The organism is Methanosarcina siciliae T4/M (assembly GCF_000970085.1).
Lineage (GTDB): Archaea > Halobacteriota > Methanosarcinia > Methanosarcinales > Methanosarcinaceae > Methanosarcina > Methanosarcina siciliae.
Genome location: NZ_CP009506.1, coordinates 1,204,696 through 1,220,198 on the forward strand (window position 1 = coordinate 1,204,696; position 15,503 = coordinate 1,220,198).

Annotated in this window: 16 protein-coding genes and 1 pseudogene; 14 read left to right on the forward strand and 3 right to left on the reverse strand. The window is 42.9% G+C overall.

The window, feature by feature from the left end; all coding sequences use genetic code 11:
- The first annotated feature begins 1 nt into the window (after window position 1).
- Window positions 2-940 carry an ABC transporter ATP-binding protein gene (locus MSSIT_RS05235; protein ID WP_082088890.1) on the forward strand — a complete coding sequence of 313 codons (939 nt, stop codon included), beginning with the start codon at window positions 2-4 and terminating at the stop codon, window positions 938-940.
- On the forward strand, window positions 933-1,850 hold the full coding sequence (locus MSSIT_RS05240; protein WP_048170603.1) for an ABC transporter ATP-binding protein: 918 nt from the start codon (window positions 933-935) through the stop codon (window positions 1,848-1,850). Before MSSIT_RS05235 ends, MSSIT_RS05240 begins: the two co-directional genes overlap by 8 nt.
- Before the next feature lie 234 nt (window positions 1,851-2,084).
- Here the strand turns inward: MSSIT_RS05240 and MSSIT_RS05245 are convergent, their stop codons facing one another.
- Window positions 2,085-3,386: a formylmethanofuran dehydrogenase subunit B gene (locus tag MSSIT_RS05245; RefSeq protein ID WP_048170605.1), complete on the reverse strand. Its 1,302-nt coding sequence runs from the start codon at window positions 3,384-3,386 to the stop codon at window positions 2,085-2,087.
- Between the two features lie 601 nt (window positions 3,387-3,987).
- On the opposite strand from MSSIT_RS05245, the gene MSSIT_RS05250 reads away from it, so the two are divergent.
- The 9 genes and pseudogenes from MSSIT_RS05250 to MSSIT_RS05285 all read left to right on the forward strand — a co-directional run bounded on the left by MSSIT_RS05250 (window position 3,988) and on the right by MSSIT_RS05285 (window position 11,271).
- Window positions 3,988-4,197, forward strand: coding sequence for a TOBE domain-containing protein (locus MSSIT_RS05250; protein WP_048170607.1), 210 nt, complete (start codon window positions 3,988-3,990; stop codon window positions 4,195-4,197).
- Between the two features lie 290 nt (window positions 4,198-4,487).
- On the forward strand, window positions 4,488-4,697 hold the full coding sequence (locus MSSIT_RS05255) for a TOBE domain-containing protein (RefSeq protein WP_048170611.1): 210 nt from the start codon (window positions 4,488-4,490) through the stop codon (window positions 4,695-4,697).
- A 614-nt stretch (window positions 4,698-5,311) separates the two neighbouring features.
- Window positions 5,312-6,148, forward strand: a complete 837-nt coding sequence (gene modA / locus MSSIT_RS05260; protein WP_048170612.1) for a molybdate ABC transporter substrate-binding protein — start codon at window positions 5,312-5,314, stop codon at window positions 6,146-6,148.
- Window positions 6,149-6,240: 92 nt separating this feature from the next.
- Window positions 6,241-6,918, forward strand: coding sequence for a molybdate ABC transporter permease subunit (gene modB / locus MSSIT_RS05265; protein ID WP_048170614.1), 678 nt, complete (start codon window positions 6,241-6,243; stop codon window positions 6,916-6,918).
- On the forward strand, window positions 6,915-8,048 hold the full coding sequence (locus tag MSSIT_RS05270) for an ABC transporter ATP-binding protein (protein ID WP_052721531.1): 1,134 nt from the start codon (window positions 6,915-6,917) through the stop codon (window positions 8,046-8,048). Before modB ends, MSSIT_RS05270 begins: the two co-directional genes overlap by 4 nt.
- A gap of 34 nt (window positions 8,049-8,082) precedes the next feature.
- A pseudogene (locus MSSIT_RS21705) lies at window positions 8,083-8,308 on the forward strand (ISNCY family transposase); the annotation flags it as partial.
- A gap of 365 nt (window positions 8,309-8,673) precedes the next feature.
- Window positions 8,674-9,075: a transcriptional regulator gene (locus MSSIT_RS05275; protein ID WP_048170616.1), complete on the forward strand. Its 402-nt coding sequence runs from the start codon at window positions 8,674-8,676 to the stop codon at window positions 9,073-9,075.
- A 712-nt stretch (window positions 9,076-9,787) separates the two neighbouring features.
- Entirely contained in the window at window positions 9,788-10,198 is a 411-nt protein-coding gene (locus MSSIT_RS05280; protein ID WP_082088891.1) for a transcriptional regulator, read from the forward strand.
- A 257-nt stretch (window positions 10,199-10,455) separates the two neighbouring features.
- Window positions 10,456-11,271 carry an IS5 family transposase gene (locus MSSIT_RS05285; RefSeq protein ID WP_048170618.1) on the forward strand — a complete coding sequence of 272 codons (816 nt, stop codon included), beginning with the start codon at window positions 10,456-10,458 and terminating at the stop codon, window positions 11,269-11,271.
- A gap of 196 nt (window positions 11,272-11,467) precedes the next feature.
- On the opposite strand, the gene MSSIT_RS05290 is transcribed toward MSSIT_RS05285, so the two are convergent.
- Window positions 11,468-12,148 (reverse strand): phosphoglycolate phosphatase, encoded by a 681-nt coding sequence (locus MSSIT_RS05290; protein WP_048174532.1) that lies wholly within the window; start codon window positions 12,146-12,148, stop codon window positions 11,468-11,470.
- A 113-nt stretch (window positions 12,149-12,261) separates the two neighbouring features.
- The gene (gene radA, locus MSSIT_RS05295) at window positions 12,262-13,239 is read right to left on the reverse strand and encodes a DNA repair and recombination protein RadA (protein ID WP_048170620.1); all 978 of its coding nucleotides are present in this window, start codon (window positions 13,237-13,239) and stop codon (window positions 12,262-12,264) included.
- Window positions 13,240-13,537: 298 nt separating this feature from the next.
- Between radA and MSSIT_RS05300 the strand changes: the two genes are divergently transcribed.
- The 3 genes from MSSIT_RS05300 to MSSIT_RS05310 all read left to right on the forward strand — a co-directional run bounded on the left by MSSIT_RS05300 (window position 13,538) and on the right by MSSIT_RS05310 (window position 15,407).
- On the forward strand, window positions 13,538-14,008 hold the full coding sequence (locus tag MSSIT_RS05300) for a phosphopantetheine adenylyltransferase (RefSeq protein WP_048170621.1): 471 nt from the start codon (window positions 13,538-13,540) through the stop codon (window positions 14,006-14,008).
- Between the two features lie 69 nt (window positions 14,009-14,077).
- Window positions 14,078-14,410 (forward strand): hypothetical protein, encoded by a 333-nt coding sequence (locus MSSIT_RS05305; RefSeq protein ID WP_048170622.1) that lies wholly within the window; start codon window positions 14,078-14,080, stop codon window positions 14,408-14,410.
- Window positions 14,411-14,573: 163 nt separating this feature from the next.
- Window positions 14,574-15,407, forward strand: coding sequence for a TIM barrel protein (locus MSSIT_RS05310; protein ID WP_048170624.1), 834 nt, complete (start codon window positions 14,574-14,576; stop codon window positions 15,405-15,407).
- Window positions 15,408-15,503 lie beyond the last annotated feature (96 nt).

Here is a 15,503-nt window from a genome sequence, read left to right on the forward strand (position 1 = left end):
TATGCCTGATGTGTTGCTGAAAGTATCCGGGGTTTCCGTATCAATCCCAACCGGACAGGGATCAGTTCACGCAGTTGATGATGCGGTATTTTCTATTAATAGACATGAGGTGTTTTCACTGATAGGGGAGTCAGGAAGCGGAAAATCGATACTTGGCCAGGCAATAATGCGGCTGCTTCCCCCGAATGCAGTGTTTTCCGGGAAAGTGGAACTTGGCGGTACAGAGATATCCGCTCTTTCCGAAAAAGAGATGCAGAAAGTCCGCGGCAAAACGGTTGCATCAATTGCCCAGAACCCGTATCTTGCGATGAATCCCGGGATAAGAGTTGGCACTCAGATTGCTGAGCCGATGCGGGCACATCTCGGGATAAGTAAAGAGGACGCAAAGACCAGGGCTTGCCGGGCTCTGAAGTATTTTGACATCATCCCTTCCGAGGTGCGGGAAAGGGAATACCCGTTCCAGTACAGCGGCGGAATGCTGCAGCGGGCTATGGTTGCAATGGGAACGGCTGCAGATCCCGAGCTGATCATCGCTGATGAACCAACAAAAGGTGTTGATGTGCTAAAAAAGCGCAATATTGCGGCAATTTTTAAGAAGGTTGTCTCGAAAGGTTGTGCGTTTCTTTTAATTACGCATGATGTCGGTTTTGCTCGGGTGATGTCGGACCGAATCGCGGTAAACTACTGCGGGCAGATAATAGAGATTGCAGGAAAGGACCCGTTTTTCAAAGAGCCTCTGCATCCATATTCAAAAGCGCTTCTGGATGCGGTGCCGGAACGCGGCATGCACCCCATTCCGGGCCAGTCCCCTTCAATGATTGCGGTGCCGGAAGGCTGCAGGTTTCATCCGCGATGCCCGTACAAAACGGACAGATGCCTGACTGATCCGCCGGTTGTGGAATTGGGGGGAAGATGTGTGAGGTGCTGGATGTATGCTTAAGGCAGAGAATCTGCGTTATGTTTACACCTCCGGCCTGATTAAAACCACCAAAAAGACAGCTGTCTGCAGCGTGGATCTTGAGATTCTTCCGGGCGAGACGGTAGCTATTGTCGGAGAGTCAGGGTGCGGAAAATCAACGCTTGCAAAGCTGCTTGTCCAGCAACTGTCACCGGCTTCAGGGGAAGTGTTTTTCGACGAGACGAAACTGACGGGGATGAGCTGGAAGAAGCTCCGGAAGTTTATGGGAAAAATCCAGTTAATCCCCCAGAACCCGGCTGATGTGCTTGATCCGAGATGGACGGTTGAAAGGTCGGTTGCCGAGCCGCTGGTGATTTCCAGGGCTTTTTCCAGAGAGGATATTTCGGCAAAGGTAGATGCCCTGTTTGCGGAAGTGGGGCTTTCTGCAGAGCACAAGCCCCGATATCCGCATGAGCTGTCAGGAGGAGAGCTGCAGAGGGTGGTAATTGCCAGGGCGCTTGCTCTGAAGCCCGAGCTGCTGGTCTGCGATGAAGCGACCTCAATGCTCGATGTGTCGGTACAGGCGTTTATTGTGGCGGTGCTCAAAGAGATTCAGAAGAAACGAGAGCTTGGAATGGTGTTTATCACGCACGACCTGGAGACGGCAAAGGCTGTTTCGGACCGGGGGCTGGTGATGTATGCAGGTGAAATTGTTGAGGAAGGAAAGGATGTCTTTGATCAGCCTCTGCACCCGTATACGCGTGCCCTTCTGGATGCAGTACGGTATGTGTCGCTTGAGCTTGTGCTTCCCGAGGAAGGAGAAGCGCAGCCAGCTGGTTTTTCGGGCTGTCCCTACTTCAGATTGTGCCGGGAGAGAACGGACATGTGCAAAGAACCTCAAAAATTGAGGGATGTTTCGGGGAGATTGGTGAGGTGCTGGAAAGCAAAATGACTGCAATCCAGACATTGTTATCCAGAAACTGTTTTATCCACAGGAATTACGTGTGCAGGAAAAGAAAAACTAAGAGGATATCTTCTAGATCCTGAGATAGTAAACAAATCAATCGGAAATCACTTTTTTCGGAAAAAAAGGTTAAAAAGAGCCGGTTTAAAAAGAAAAGTTGATTCGGCCAGTCAGAATCTTCTGCAAATCTGCTCTACTTCTCTTTTCGCCTGCACTTCTACTTCATATTTTTTCTTTGATCTTCACAAAAAGCTGCTTTAAGGTGTCTTCATTACTCTTTGTGAACTCAAAGGAAGAATCCATGAAGGGCTCGAAGTGAACAGCCACGTCATCGAGCCTGTAGAAGGTTCCATCGCATTCCATTGCATCAATAACAGCCGGAAGCACGACATCCGAGGCAATTATGGTAGGACACGGAGCAATGTCCAGGCAGATCAGGGGAATTTCTGAAAGGTAAGCTGCACAATCCGCAGGGACCTCGTTTAAAAGATCGGTGCCTATCACAAAGACAGCGTCCACATCCCTTTCCCGCAACAAATCCACTGTGGTGAACTCCCCGGGGTTGTAACGGGGATATCCCTTCATGAAGTCAAGTCCGAAAGGATAGCCGTACATGCCGGATGCGACCTGGTTAAAGCCTGCAACATTGCAGTGACTGCGGAGAACTCCAAGGGTAAACTTGGTATAATTGTTCAGTTCCTTTACGAGGTTCATGGCAATTTCGACGTTTCTGTGCTTCCCGATTGAAGAAGAAAGCCCAACTCCTACCGAGATTGAACCGAAGTTACAGTTTTTCATCATATAGAGCATCTGCTCCATCAAAAAGGTGGGAATTCCCGTGACTTCTTCTATTGAGGGATGAGGGGTTTTTCCGTGGAGCAGGGTCAAAAGGCCACTTATCAGTTCGTAATCGGAGTTAGGTTTGAGCTGCACGTGCAGGTCGGAAGCCTCGGAAGTGAGAGTTTTTCTCGGGTCCACCGTTATAACTGTCCGGTCAAAAATTCCTCTTCTGGTCCAGTAACCTCTCGGGAAAACTCCGTACCTGGACATCTGCCGGGGCATAGATTCGAGAGGATTGGTTCCCCAGTAGACCACAAGGTCTCCCCTATTCTTCTTCTGTCCTTCCGTTGCACCTGTTTTTCCTGACTCCTGGAGTCCCATAGCTGCAGGCCCGTTCCCCAGAGTAGTATTGGAATCCACAACCGCACCCAGATATTCTCCAATTCGAAGTCCGATTTCATGCGTTTCGCAGGAAATATCACTGCCCATAAAAAGCAGAGGACGTTTTGCCGAAACAAGGATATCAGCAGCTTTTTCGAGGGCTTCGTCCCAGAGAACAGGCTTTAATTTTCCTTCAAACTTTATAAGGGGCTGTTTGAGTCTCCGGGAACTGGCAAGCGCCTTGAACCTGGCATTCCCAACTTTACATATATTTTTAGCTTCAATTGCTCCGTTTCTGAATTTAACCTGAATATCGTCGCAGACAGCCCCACAGGCAGGACAAATTATGTTTTTGAAAAACATAATCATCACCCTCCGATATTAACATCCAAAACCGTCGAATCAGAGTTCGTTCCAGAAAAATCGGATAATAGCTTATAATCTTGCATTTTGCGTACCTCTCACCATTGTTCCGTGCGCTGTACAGCAGTTCATTTTCATGCTGAAAGAGCAGAGCACAGCATTGCATAGCACTGTTTCATTTTTATGAACTAGTACTCCAATGTCAACAGGTTTAGGAATACGCCTTTTCCCTGCAGCCAGGAAGACGGGTGGGGGAATCAAGGAAAGCACAGGACTTTCCGGGTCCCAATAGAAAAAAACCGTGTTCAAGTTTCTTTGCTGTCATTTACCAGTTAACGATTCCCAAATCCAGGTTCGCCATCGGTAAATTGTTTTATCTCAAGTTATATATAAACAGCATAAAGAATTTACATTCGAAAGTAAATTTACGATAAGATATAAACATATCGACTCTTAACGTATTTGAGTAGAAAATCTATCCCATTCCCGGATATAAATCATGATAAGAGAAGCGAAGCTAAAGTTAGCAAGTTATATATAAAAGTAACTATATATACAGGCCGGCGGAAGTTGCCTTCCGTATTGAATGGAGGATTAAAAAATGAAACTGAGTGCACGTAACGTTTTGAAAGGCAAGGTTAAAAGCATTGTCACCGGAATGGTTAACACTGAATTTGTAATCGAATTGCCAGAGGGAACGGAAATCACTTCCATCATCACAAAAACATCAGCTGAGAGTATGAATTTGAAAGTCGGAAGCGAAGTATGCGCAGCACTCAAGGCCTCAAATGTGATGATAGCCACAGATTAAAATCTGGACTTATTGTCAATTAATAAGAGAGAGGAACAGAGATACTAATTCCGCTTTCCAGAGCAGCACCTAAAAACCTGCTTGATTATCAACAGGACCTTAAAAAAGAAACGGATAAATTATATACCTGTGTACAGCTACGGAATGTAGAATCTTAGCTCGATACAATGTTTTTTGAAAGGGCTTAAATCGAATTTCTAGATAGGTTCAAATATAATCCAAGACCAGTAAAAGTGGGGAATTGATTACCTATTGGTGGATAATTAATTGCCTGTAAGGAGGAGAAAAATATGAAATTGAGCGCACGCAATGTCTTTAAGGGGAAGGTAAAAAGTATCGTCATCGGAATGGTCAATGCGGAAATTGTAGTAGAATTGCCAAGTGGAACAGAAGTCACTTCCATCATTACGAAGACCTCGGCTGAAAATATGAAGTTGAAAGAAGGAAGCGAAGTATACGCAGCATTCAAGGCCACAAGTGTAATGATAGCCATAGACTGAAAGTTTTGCTTTCTTTTGTCATTGTATAGGGAATAAAATAGTAAAAACCCTTTTTCCACTTTCCGTGGTATACACAAAAAGCTGCCGGTATCATCAGCTCTTGCCTCAAAAGAGGCAGACAATGTGGAGTGGAATGGATCTGCGGAAAGTGGATATATCTTATCTCATAGTTTTGGTAATTGGCTCAAATTATTTCACTATTATTCTGGATGCTTAACTCCATAACGTAATGTTCCAAGGATAAATTGGCTTCTTTAATCGGCATCTGATGATATACCAGTTTTTCTTTAAAGTTTCTGTAAAGTTTCAAATTTTAAAAATAATTATAGTCCAAAAATCGATATTATTGGACCGTTTTCATGTTCCGCAAACAAAAATCACGCTTCGAACTTGCAGAGGTTCGGGAATCTTCTTATACTATTATTAAAATACAGAAGAATCGTTGTGTACATAAAAACATAACGACTTATTATAAAAACATCTTAAATTTTTGCGAGAACAAAATTAAAGAGAAAAAAAATTGATTTGTGTTGCCGAAGGTTCATCGTTATCGATTTTGATTTCAACCGTGTGTGTAATCAATCACAAAAAAAATATTTTGAGTAGGTGATGTTATGCGAAAAGAACTGATTGTTCTGTTAGTATTATTAGGTGTATTCCTTGCAATAGGATGTGCTGAAAACGGAAGCGAAGCCGTAAACGAAACAGGTACCCCCACAGCAGAAACCCCGGTATCCGAACAGGAGTCCGAAACTATTTTAGTCTCTGCAGCTGCCAGCCTTACCGAAGTCTTTACGGATATGGAATCCCAGTTTGAAGCCGAAAACCCTGGTGTAGACGTTAACTTCAACTTTGCAGGGTCCGGAAGCCTGCGTACGCAAATAGAGGGAGGAGCTCCGGTTGATGTTTTTGCTTCAGCTTCCCAGAGCCACATGGATATACTTGCCGGAAAGGAGTTAATTGAGAACAGCTCAAGAGAAGACTTTGCTCAGAACTCCCTTGTGCTCATAGTCCCATCAAGCAGTACCCTCAACATAAGCGGAATAGAAGACCTGACTTCTTCTGAAGTTGAGAGGATCGCGATCGGAAATCCCGAAACAGCCCCCGTAGGCAAATATACAACCCAGTCTCTTACCGAAGCAGGCATCTGGGACCAGCTGGAAGGAAAGACAATACTCGCCGAAGATGTAAAACAGGTCCTTGTATATGTTGAAAGAGGGGAAGTGGATGCAGGTTTTGTGTACATGACCGATGCAAAGACTGCAGAACCAGGAACAATCGAAATCGTTACAACAGTGCCTGTAACTACCCCAATTAGCTACCCGATAGCTGTGGTTTCGGCGTCTGAGAACAAAGAAGAAGCACAGGAATTCATCGATTTCGTAACAGGAGAGGAAGGCCAGGAAATACTCGAAGAATACGGGTTCACTCCCGAATCCGCAACGGCATAAGCTAGAAACAGAAGCTAAAGCATAAGCTAGAAACAGAAGCTAAAGCATAAGCTAAAAACTTAAGACTAAAAAGTAAGATCAAAACGTAAGAAATGATACCTATGCTGGACAAGATATGGTTTCCTTTATCACTCACACTCTGGATAGCAGCTATATCGTCTTTTTTCGTACTGTTCAGTGGCGTAGCCATAGCTTATGTGTTTGCAAGGCGGGATTTCAGGGGAAAAGGACTTGCGGAACTATTACTAACTCTTCCCCTTGTCCTTCCCCCTACCGTAATTGGTTACCTTCTTGTTGTCCTGGTAGGAAGAAATGGATTTTTAGGGCAGATGATTCTGAATTTTCTGGGGACAGGGATCATGTTCACCTGGCAGGCAGCAGTTATTGCAGCCTATACGGTTTCCCTTCCCCTGATGGTATATACTGCAAAAGCAGCTATTGAAGCAGTGGACAGAGAAATCGAATATGCAGCCTACATCCTTGGAAAAAGTGAACTTGAGACCGCTCTGAAAATAACCCTCCCTATTGCAAAAAAAGGAATACTGGCAGGACTCATACTTAGTTTTGCCAGGGCTATGGGAGAATTCGGAGCAACCCTTATGCTGGCAGGAAATATCCCGGGAAAAACGAACACAATGTCGATCTCAATATACAGCGCTTTTCAGGCAGGGAATAACGAACTTGCCCAGTTGCTGGTCTTAATCCTGGTCTTTATGTCCCTGCTGACCATTGCACTGACCGGAAGATTCGCAGGAAGATTAGAGGTATGAGATTGGGCATTAAAGTTGATATTAAAAAACGCTATAGTGAAGCTGAAATCAAAGGAAAAAAAAGCCCTGGAAAAGCTTTTACCCTGGATGTCAGCTTTGAGATGGATAACGAACTTGTGGTGCTTTTTGGGTCGTCGGGGTCCGGGAAGACCACGATGTTCAAATGCATTTCAGGAATCACACAGCCTGATAGCGGAAAAATAACTGTAGGAAGTAAAGTATACTACGATAAAGACAAAAAAATTAACCTGCCAATTCAGAAACGTAATCTTGGTTACGTATTTCAGAACTATACCCTCTTCCCCCACATGACAGTAAGAAAAAACATCGAATGTGGCCTCAAAAGTTGGGAAAAAGAGGACAGGGAAGTAAGGGTTATGGAAATGCTGCACCTGCTCCATATTGAAGAGCTTGAAGCCCGCCGCCCTTCACAGATATCAGGCGGACAGAAACAGAGAGTAGCCCTTGCAAGGGCTCTTGCCCCCAAACCCGGGATTTTACTTCTGGATGAACCTTTTTCCGCACTGGACATGGAAATAAGGACCGAACTTGCCGATAAAATAAAAAAATTGCAAAAAAAGATAGAGGTACCTCTGTTATTCATTACTCACAGCCTGGAAGAAGCTTTTCTGCTGGCTGATAAGATTCTAATTCTAAAAGAAGGCAAGGTCCAGCAGTTCGGAACCCCGGAAGATATCTTTTATCATCCCAAAAACCTGAACGTGGCAGAACTTATAGGGATATCAAATATTTTTGACGATGCTTATGTGGAAGAACATGAGGATGAGTCGAGAAATGCAGTGCTAAGAAGTGGGGACATGAGGATAAAAACAGAATCTCCGAACTTCAAAGCAGGAGACAAAGTTTCCTGGGGGATCCATCCTGAGAACATAACTTTTTTGCCGGATTCCGGCTCTGAAGATCAGGACGAAAACATTTATTCCGCACATGCGAACAATATTATTAACAAGGGGCCTAAAAAAAGAATTGACCTTAAACTTGTCAAACATAACAAAACTCTGACTGCAGAAGTACCTGCCCAATTTGTAGATTCCCTGAATCTGTATGCAGGTTGTTTATGCCTGGTTAAACTGGAAAAGAGTAAAGTAGTGGCATTTCGCAATTTCTGACTCAACAAATAGAATATTTTATTGTAGATCGGATAATTTTACTTTGTTCCATTATCTTCCAGGAGCGCCAGCGGCAAATAACCTTATCGAAAACTATTATCCAAAATGCCTAAAAACCGATAACGAGAAGCAGTTTAAAACTGAGAAAGGGATTGAAAATCAGATTAAACTTACTCAAATGAAAAAGATTAAATTTACTTAAGAAACTACAAAAGTCATTTATGGAAGTGTTCAGATTATTTTCTCCATTTAAGCTTTAGTAAAATCTATTTTTGAAGCAGAGAAATTGAAGTTTAAGGGCAGGAAAAAAATGAGAAATCACTAAATTATGGAATTGTGTCATTTTTGTCAGAAAGTTTTTATATGCATATAATTATATATAGGGAGAGAGTATTATTATTTAAATCGACTGAGGCTCCAGATTTGTCAGAAACTTCCTCATATTTTAAATTTAAACAAATAGAAAATATATTATACGAAAGAAGATGAAAAGAAAAACTCCATTTTAATGCTGTAAAATTCATTAAATTTTATTTGAAAATAATATATTTCCATGATCTGATGATACTGGATAAAACATGATACTGGTGCCGAATGTTAGGTACTCTACCAGTATAAACGGCAGATGATAGTTGTGGCAGATAATGGGCAAATATCAGAAGAAAATAATTTTAAAATGGGAGAGGTTGAATACGAAATGGTCGAGCTTTTGAGGAGGCTTAACATAAACAGGCCTGTAGCCTTAACTCTTGCATGCCTCTCAAAAGGAGAAGAGATCTCCTCCCAGTGTATAGAAATGGTATCAGGGCTGAGACAACCGGAAGTCAGCATTGCGATGCGCTACCTGCGTGAAAATGAGTGGGTAGATATGAGGGAAGAAAAGAAAAACCACGGCAAAGGCAGACCTGTAAAGCTCTACAAACTGACAGTCCAGATGGAAACAATCATTGACACAATAGAAGAAAATGTCATTGCCGAGAGCAGGAATATACTTCAAAATATAGAACGTCTCAAGAGTCTTTCCTGAAGAGTCGGAAAAAAGTTGAGCTTAACAAATTTTCCATAGGTTCACATCAAGCGCCGGTTTTAAATTAAAAACCTGAGAATAAGGGAATACCTCTCCACAACCTGAACAGTGTAACTAAGGGTTTGTTATCCTCTCTTTTTTGTTCAGGTTCGGTGTGGAGACCCATAAAATCATTATATAATGATCCAGTATCTCTGGCATCCAACGTTTTAATAAATAGAACCCCACCTTTCTTCAAATAATTGGATTATACAGCTTATACTATATAATCACCCAATTATTTAAAAAGAGATAAAAACTTCAGATCATTATTTCATTTTCATTTAAATGCAGTAAAAACAGCTTTTTAAACTAATAAAGAAAAGATATGGAATTTTAATAATTATTACTATTTTTGAGACTCTTTTGAATTAAAAAGAATTTCTTATGAAAGTAAAGATAGTACAATTTTCAGGGACATATCCCGGCATAATACGTAATTAATTTATAAAGATATCAGCAAGAGCACGTCATGCATTTTAGTAATAAGAAAGAAACAGCAGGGAATGTTAACCACTTGCATAAATGATAAACGGAAGCAATAACCCGAAAAATTTAAATGTTAACCGTATCCACAGTTCAAATTTTAATTATATATAAATCTATATTAAAACTAAAAGATAAGTAAATATTTATATTAATTCACTCTATAATGGTTCTTCGGGTGATTATAATGGTAGATGAAAGTGGTTTAGCTTTAGAAACTACTGACATAACGACCGAGATTCCCATCATGGGATCAAACGAATATGAAATGATAGAATTGTTTAGAAAGATTAACGTCAGCAGGCCAATTGCTCTTACCCTTGCCTGCCTTGCAAAAGGAAGGGAAATATCTTCCCAGAACATCGAAATGGTATCTGGCCTGAGACAGCCGGAAGTCAGTGTTGCAATGCGGTACCTCCGCGAGAACAACTGGGTTGACATCCGGGAAGAAAAGAAATCAAAAGGGAAGGGCAGACCGATCAAGCTGTACAGGCTTACAGTCCCCATGGACCGCATTGTCAGTAAGATCGAAGAAGAAATCATAGCCGAAAGCAGACTTGTGCTGAGAAACATAGAACGTCTGAAGCACATTGCCTAAAATTTGTGATAGGGAACGGAATGGCACTAAGTCCGATGCAAACGCCAATTGTCAGGCCAATTGTCAGGCCAATTGTCAGGCCAATTGTATAGACTTCTATTATCAAAAAGCTGTTCTGTCTTAAAGGGGATTACCCCCACCCTCATTTTTTTATTCCAGATAACTTTTCCGTTACAAAATGCTGTTTAAACTATTTTATGTGGACTTAGAGCCTATCCGAAAAATATATGAATTCCGATTCAGGGTAATATTTTGTAGTGACAAAACGAAAAACGGGACACGACTACGAGATCTCTGATGAATTGTGGACTATAATAACAGCTTTACTGCCATTGCCCAAACCTAAAAAGAAAGCTGGAAGGCCGCGAGAGGATGATCGGAAAATAATGAATGGCATTTTCTACCTCCTTCGTACAGGTTGCCAATGGAAAGCGTTGCCAAGATGTTATGGAGCTCCAAGCACTGTACATGATCGATTTCAGGAATGGCAAAGATCAGGCTTATTTGATAAAATGTGGCAATCAGGTCTGATGGATTATGATAAGGAAGAAGGGCTAGAGTGGGAGTGGCAAGCTATTGATGGAGCTATGACAAAAGCACCATTGGGTGGAGCTGGAACAGGAGCAAATCCTACTGATCGTGGCAAAAAAGGTACAAAAAGAAGTCTGTTAACAGACGGTAAAGGCATACCGCTTTCTGTTGTCGTGGATGGAGCTAATCGTCACGATAAAATGCTTGTGATAGGAACGTTTGATGCCATTATTATTGAAAGACCTTCGCATAAAGTAACTCAGAATATCTGCATGGATAAAGGATATGATTTTCCTGATATCAGACAATTGGTAGATGATTACGGATATACTGCTCATATCAGGAAACGTGGAGAAGAAAACATCAGAAGAGATATACCAGGTTACAGGGCAAGAAGGTGGGTCGTGGAAAGGACACATTCTTGGCTGAATAGATTCAGAAGGCTGCTGATTAGATGGGAAAAGAAGATTGAGAATTATCTAGCAATGCTACATTTCGCATGCGCATGGATAACTTTCAGAGCAGCAGGACTTTTCGGATAGGCTCTTAATCGGGCAGTAACATGTTTGGCGTTATTTGGTGAATGTGCCCGGTCAGTCGGGTACATTCTCTTTAGCCTATAGTTATGGAAGATAAGAATAAAGTTCTCCTGCTTCAGCGCCTGCACCAATGACTGTGGAACCGGAATCTCTGAACAGAGAAATAAGGGTCGGAGTTAATCCTTTTTTAAAAGTATTTTCAAATCAAGCCTTTAGATTCCAGATACTCAAAGGCTTCTACTGCCCCTTTCCCAAAAGAGGCTTCAGTCACATAATCTGCAGCTTCCTTTATTTTCGTATCACCGTTTGCAACGGCAATCCCAAAACCTGCAGCCTTAAACATTTCTACATCGTTTTCTGAGTCTCCTATGGCCACAAAATCTTTAGCTTCAAGCCCCATCATTTCTGCAAGCTTCCGGAGGCCTGAACCTTTGTTTACCCGGGTACTCTTGATATGGACTGCGTACTTGGTGTCAACCATTTCGACATCAAAGTTTTGAGTCTCGAGAAGGGATCTGGCTTTTTCGAGGTCAAAATCCCGGCGGAGAGCAATCTCGGTTTTTCGGTAGAAAGGATCGAGTTTGGTGAGTTGGAAATGTTCGGATAGGAAAGAAAAGGCTTTTTCACATTCTTCCAGGCTTTCTTCAAAAGTGCCGTTCAGGTCGTAGCGGACGGTAACCGCGCCTCCGTTTTCGGCGACCACAGCCCCCTCAAGGCCAATAAGCTTTGATGCTGTCCTGGCATAACAGATGATGTTGCCTGTGGCAAGGACTACCGGGACTTTAAGAGAACGGATTTTTTTGACAGCTCCGAGGTGGAGTTCCCTGTTTTCGCAGGTAATCGTCCCGTCAATGTCAACGACAATAGCTTTGAATTTCATTGAAAAGAGATGGGAAAGGGGAGATAAAATGCTTCCCCATTCATAGTTTATAATTGAGCCATAGTTTATAATTGAGCTCAACTTTTACTGGTCTCTTTTTTTACCGGTCATGTTTACTGGTCGGTAAGCCCGGCTGTGGTGACTGCAACAACAGCTTCTCCTTCCGGGAGACTGGGAGAGTCCACGAGACGGATAATTCTCTTTTCCCCTTTGGACTTCCGCAGGTAGAGTCTGAAGGTTGCAGTGTGCCCCACGACATGTCCTCCGACGGGCCTTGTGGGGTCCCCAAAGAAGGCATCGGGTTTTGCCATGACCTGATTTGTAACAACCACGCAGGCATTGAACAGGTCTCCGAAGCGGAGCAAGCCGTGCATATGCTTGTTTAGCTTTTGCTGCCTGTCTGCAAGGGTTCCCCGTCCTACATATTCGGCCCTGAAGTGAGCCATAAGAGAATCAACGATCAGGAGACGAACGGGTTTTCCCATTTCTTTGAGCTCGTTTGCCAGGTCTGTTGCAGAATCCACAAGGAGGATCTGATGATTGGAATTGTATGCCCGCGCAACATGGATGTTCTGCAGGAATTCTTCAGGGTCGAGTTCCATTCCGTACTTCTCGGAAAGCCCCTTTACCATCTGGGTTATCCTTTCCGGCCTGAAGGTGTTTTCAGTATCGATTATAATGACGGAACCATCGAGACCCCCATGCTCTCTGTCCATCTGGACATTCACTGCAAGCTGGTGGGCCACCTGGGTCTTTCCGGAACCGAATTCTCCGTACAGTTCGGTGATAGACTGGGTTTCTATACCCCCACCCATCATTTCGTCAAATTCAACACAACCGGTGGTAAGTTTGCCTACCAATTTCCTTCTTTCAAGGACGAGATCTCCGGTCTCAAATCCTCCGATATCAGCAGCCTGCCTTGCAGCATTGATAATTTTTGCAGCAGTCGATTCCCCTATTTCGGCTGTGTTTGCAAGTTCTGAAGGAGAGGCTACGGCCACGGCTTCAACGGTATTAAATCCGGCTTCTTTGAGTTTTTCTGCGGTTGCAGGACCAACTCCTGCCAGTTCTTCAAGTTTGATTTCGCTCATTACAGATTCTCCTGAATGCACATGTTTATATAGGGTGCATAATGGTTGTTTTCCAATAGTTTCGCAGGTATATATAGCTAGAGGAGGCGGGGTGAAAGTATTTTCAAATGCATGAAAAACACGTTGATAAATTAGAAAGAATCTTCCAAAAAAAAGAATAATAAAAGTTCTTTTCAGGCCCTTGAACATTCAAAAGAAAAGAAGAAAATAGATAAAAAAATAAAGAAAGCTCTCAAAAAGCCGAAAAAAACAGAGCAAAACCAAAAATTCTTTTTACTTAGTAGAGTATCCTCACATCATGCCAAAGGTCGCCGTAGGCGGTACGTTTCAGTATCTTCATGACGGACACGCCAGATTAATTGAAAAAGCATTTGAGATAGCAGGAAACGGAAAAGTCTACATAGGGCTTACCTCGGACGAAATGTTGCAAAAAGATCACAATATCGAGAATTATGAAAATAGGAGAGTCCGGCTGCTTGAGTACATAGATGAGATGGGGGTTCCGAAAGAAAAATATGAAATTACCAGGCTGAACGATCCCTGTGGCCCGACTATAGAGGAAGACTTCGACTACATAATAGTCTCCCCTGAGACCTACCCGGTTGCCCTGAAAATCAATCGAATCAGAGCAGAAAAGGAAAAAAAACCTCTTGAAATTGTGTACGTTGAATATGTAATGGCTGAAGACGGGACTCCGATTTCGTCCACAAGGATTTCAAAGGGGGAAATTGACAGGCACGGAAGACTGAAAAAAGAGTCTCATGCCTGAAATTGCTGTGTTTTCAGGTATATCCTCCTTCAACAGGTATAAATCCGGATAGGGTTATAAAGTGGTAATATGCCCAGAGAATTCACACAAATGGACATTGATATTTTTAACAAGCTTGCCCCCGAAGCAGGAGGAAACCAGATCTCAAAGGAAGCGGGGCACCATTTCCCTTTCATCCTGCGCCCGGTTTCACACAAGTTTGCCGAATCTCCGGAAGATTTCAGGGAAAGGCTCGAGAGACTGAACGCAGAAGAACTTGACTACCTTGTAGGGCTTGCCCTCGAAGGAAAGGAAGATATTCGATCCCTTGACGAAGACCTTGAGGAACTGGTTGCGGTAGTCGAGGAAAAATTGTCCCCTGAAAGAGCAAAACAGATAAAAGACCTGGTAGGAATTTTCTAAACCGGAAAAATATTCGAAAGGGAGGGAGAAGAACAATCTCCCGAATCGAATGCCTTTTAAAAGGGACTTGAAATATATTTCTGAAATACATTTTAACGATACGTTCTTGAAAAGATACGTTCTTGAAAAGATGCATTCTTAAAAAGATACATTCTTGAAAAACATGTCAGCTGATAAACTTTTTTTTGGGACTGCCGGAGTTCCCAGAAGCGCAAAAGCCAGCAATAGCCCTGCAGGAATTGAGCGAATAAGGGAACTCGGGCTCGACTGTATGGAACTTGAATTCGTGCAGGGGGTGCGCATGAGAGAGAAAGGGGCAGGAAACGTGCTGAACACTGCCAGAAAAGAAAACGTGACCCTGAGCGTACATGCCCCTTACTATATCAACCTGAACTCCCCGGAAGAAGAGAAATTAAAAGCCAGCGTGGAAAGGATTTACCAGGCTGCAAGGATAGGCAGCCTCTGCGGAGCAGAGTCGATAGTACTGCACGCAGCCTTCTATCAGAAGAGCGATAAACAGGCTGTCTACGAGAATGTCTCAAAAGCCCTCGGAGAGCTTGCAGAGCAACTCCGGGCCGAGAATATCCCCGCTGTCCTCAGGCCTGAGACCATGGGCAAACGTACGCAGTTTGGAACCCTTGAAGAAGTACTTGCCTTAAGTGAAGAAATCGAAGGGGTAATGCCCTGTCTTGACTTTTCCCACATACATGCAAGGGAAGGAAAGGAAAACTCCTATCCCGAGTTTAGGGCAATCCTCTCGAAAGTAGAAGACTCCCTTGGAAAAGAAGGGCTTGCAAACATGCACATGCATATCTCGGGAATAGAGTATAACAGAAACGGGGAAAAAAGACACCTGGTCCTTAAAGAGTCCGACTTCAACTACCCCGAGCTCTTAAAGGTTCTCAAAGAATTCGAGGTTAAAGGGCTTGCCATCTGCGAAAGCCCGAACCTGGAAGAAGATGCGCTTCTGTTAAAGAAGACTTACATGGAATTGTAATCCTATAATTCCTTCTAATCTTAGAATTCCTTCTAATCTTAGAATTCCTTCTAATCTTAGAATTCCTTCTAATCTTAGAATTCCTTCTAATCTTAG

Bases quoted from the DNA above. Each gene is read 5' to 3' on its own strand.
- MSSIT_RS05235 (WP_082088890.1), top strand. From the start codon at position 2: ATGCCTGATGTGTTGCTGAAAGTATCCGGGGTTTCCGTATCAATCCCA.
- MSSIT_RS05240 (WP_048170603.1), top strand. From the start codon at position 933: ATGCTTAAGGCAGAGAATCTGCGTTATGTTTACACCTCCGGCCTGATT.
- MSSIT_RS05245 (WP_048170605.1), bottom strand. From the start codon at position 3,386: ATGTTTTTCAAAAACATAATTTGTCCTGCCTGTGGGGCTGTCTGCGAC.
- MSSIT_RS05250 (WP_048170607.1), top strand. From the start codon at position 3,988: ATGAAACTGAGTGCACGTAACGTTTTGAAAGGCAAGGTTAAAAGCATT.
- MSSIT_RS05255 (WP_048170611.1), top strand. From the start codon at position 4,488: ATGAAATTGAGCGCACGCAATGTCTTTAAGGGGAAGGTAAAAAGTATC.
- modA (WP_048170612.1), top strand. From the start codon at position 5,312: ATGCGAAAAGAACTGATTGTTCTGTTAGTATTATTAGGTGTATTCCTT.
- modB (WP_048170614.1), top strand. From the start codon at position 6,241: ATGATACCTATGCTGGACAAGATATGGTTTCCTTTATCACTCACACTC.
- MSSIT_RS05270 (WP_052721531.1), top strand. From the start codon at position 6,915: ATGAGATTGGGCATTAAAGTTGATATTAAAAAACGCTATAGTGAAGCT.
- MSSIT_RS05275 (WP_048170616.1), top strand. From the start codon at position 8,674: ATGATAGTTGTGGCAGATAATGGGCAAATATCAGAAGAAAATAATTTT.
- MSSIT_RS05280 (WP_082088891.1), top strand. From the start codon at position 9,788: ATGGTAGATGAAAGTGGTTTAGCTTTAGAAACTACTGACATAACGACC.
- MSSIT_RS05290 (WP_048174532.1), bottom strand. From the start codon at position 12,148: ATGAAATTCAAAGCTATTGTCGTTGACATTGACGGGACGATTACCTGC.
- radA (WP_048170620.1), bottom strand. From the start codon at position 13,239: ATGAGCGAAATCAAACTTGAAGAACTGGCAGGAGTTGGTCCTGCAACC.
- MSSIT_RS05300 (WP_048170621.1), top strand. From the start codon at position 13,538: ATGCCAAAGGTCGCCGTAGGCGGTACGTTTCAGTATCTTCATGACGGA.
- MSSIT_RS05305 (WP_048170622.1), top strand. From the start codon at position 14,078: ATGCCCAGAGAATTCACACAAATGGACATTGATATTTTTAACAAGCTT.
- MSSIT_RS05310 (WP_048170624.1), top strand. From the start codon at position 14,574: ATGTCAGCTGATAAACTTTTTTTTGGGACTGCCGGAGTTCCCAGAAGC.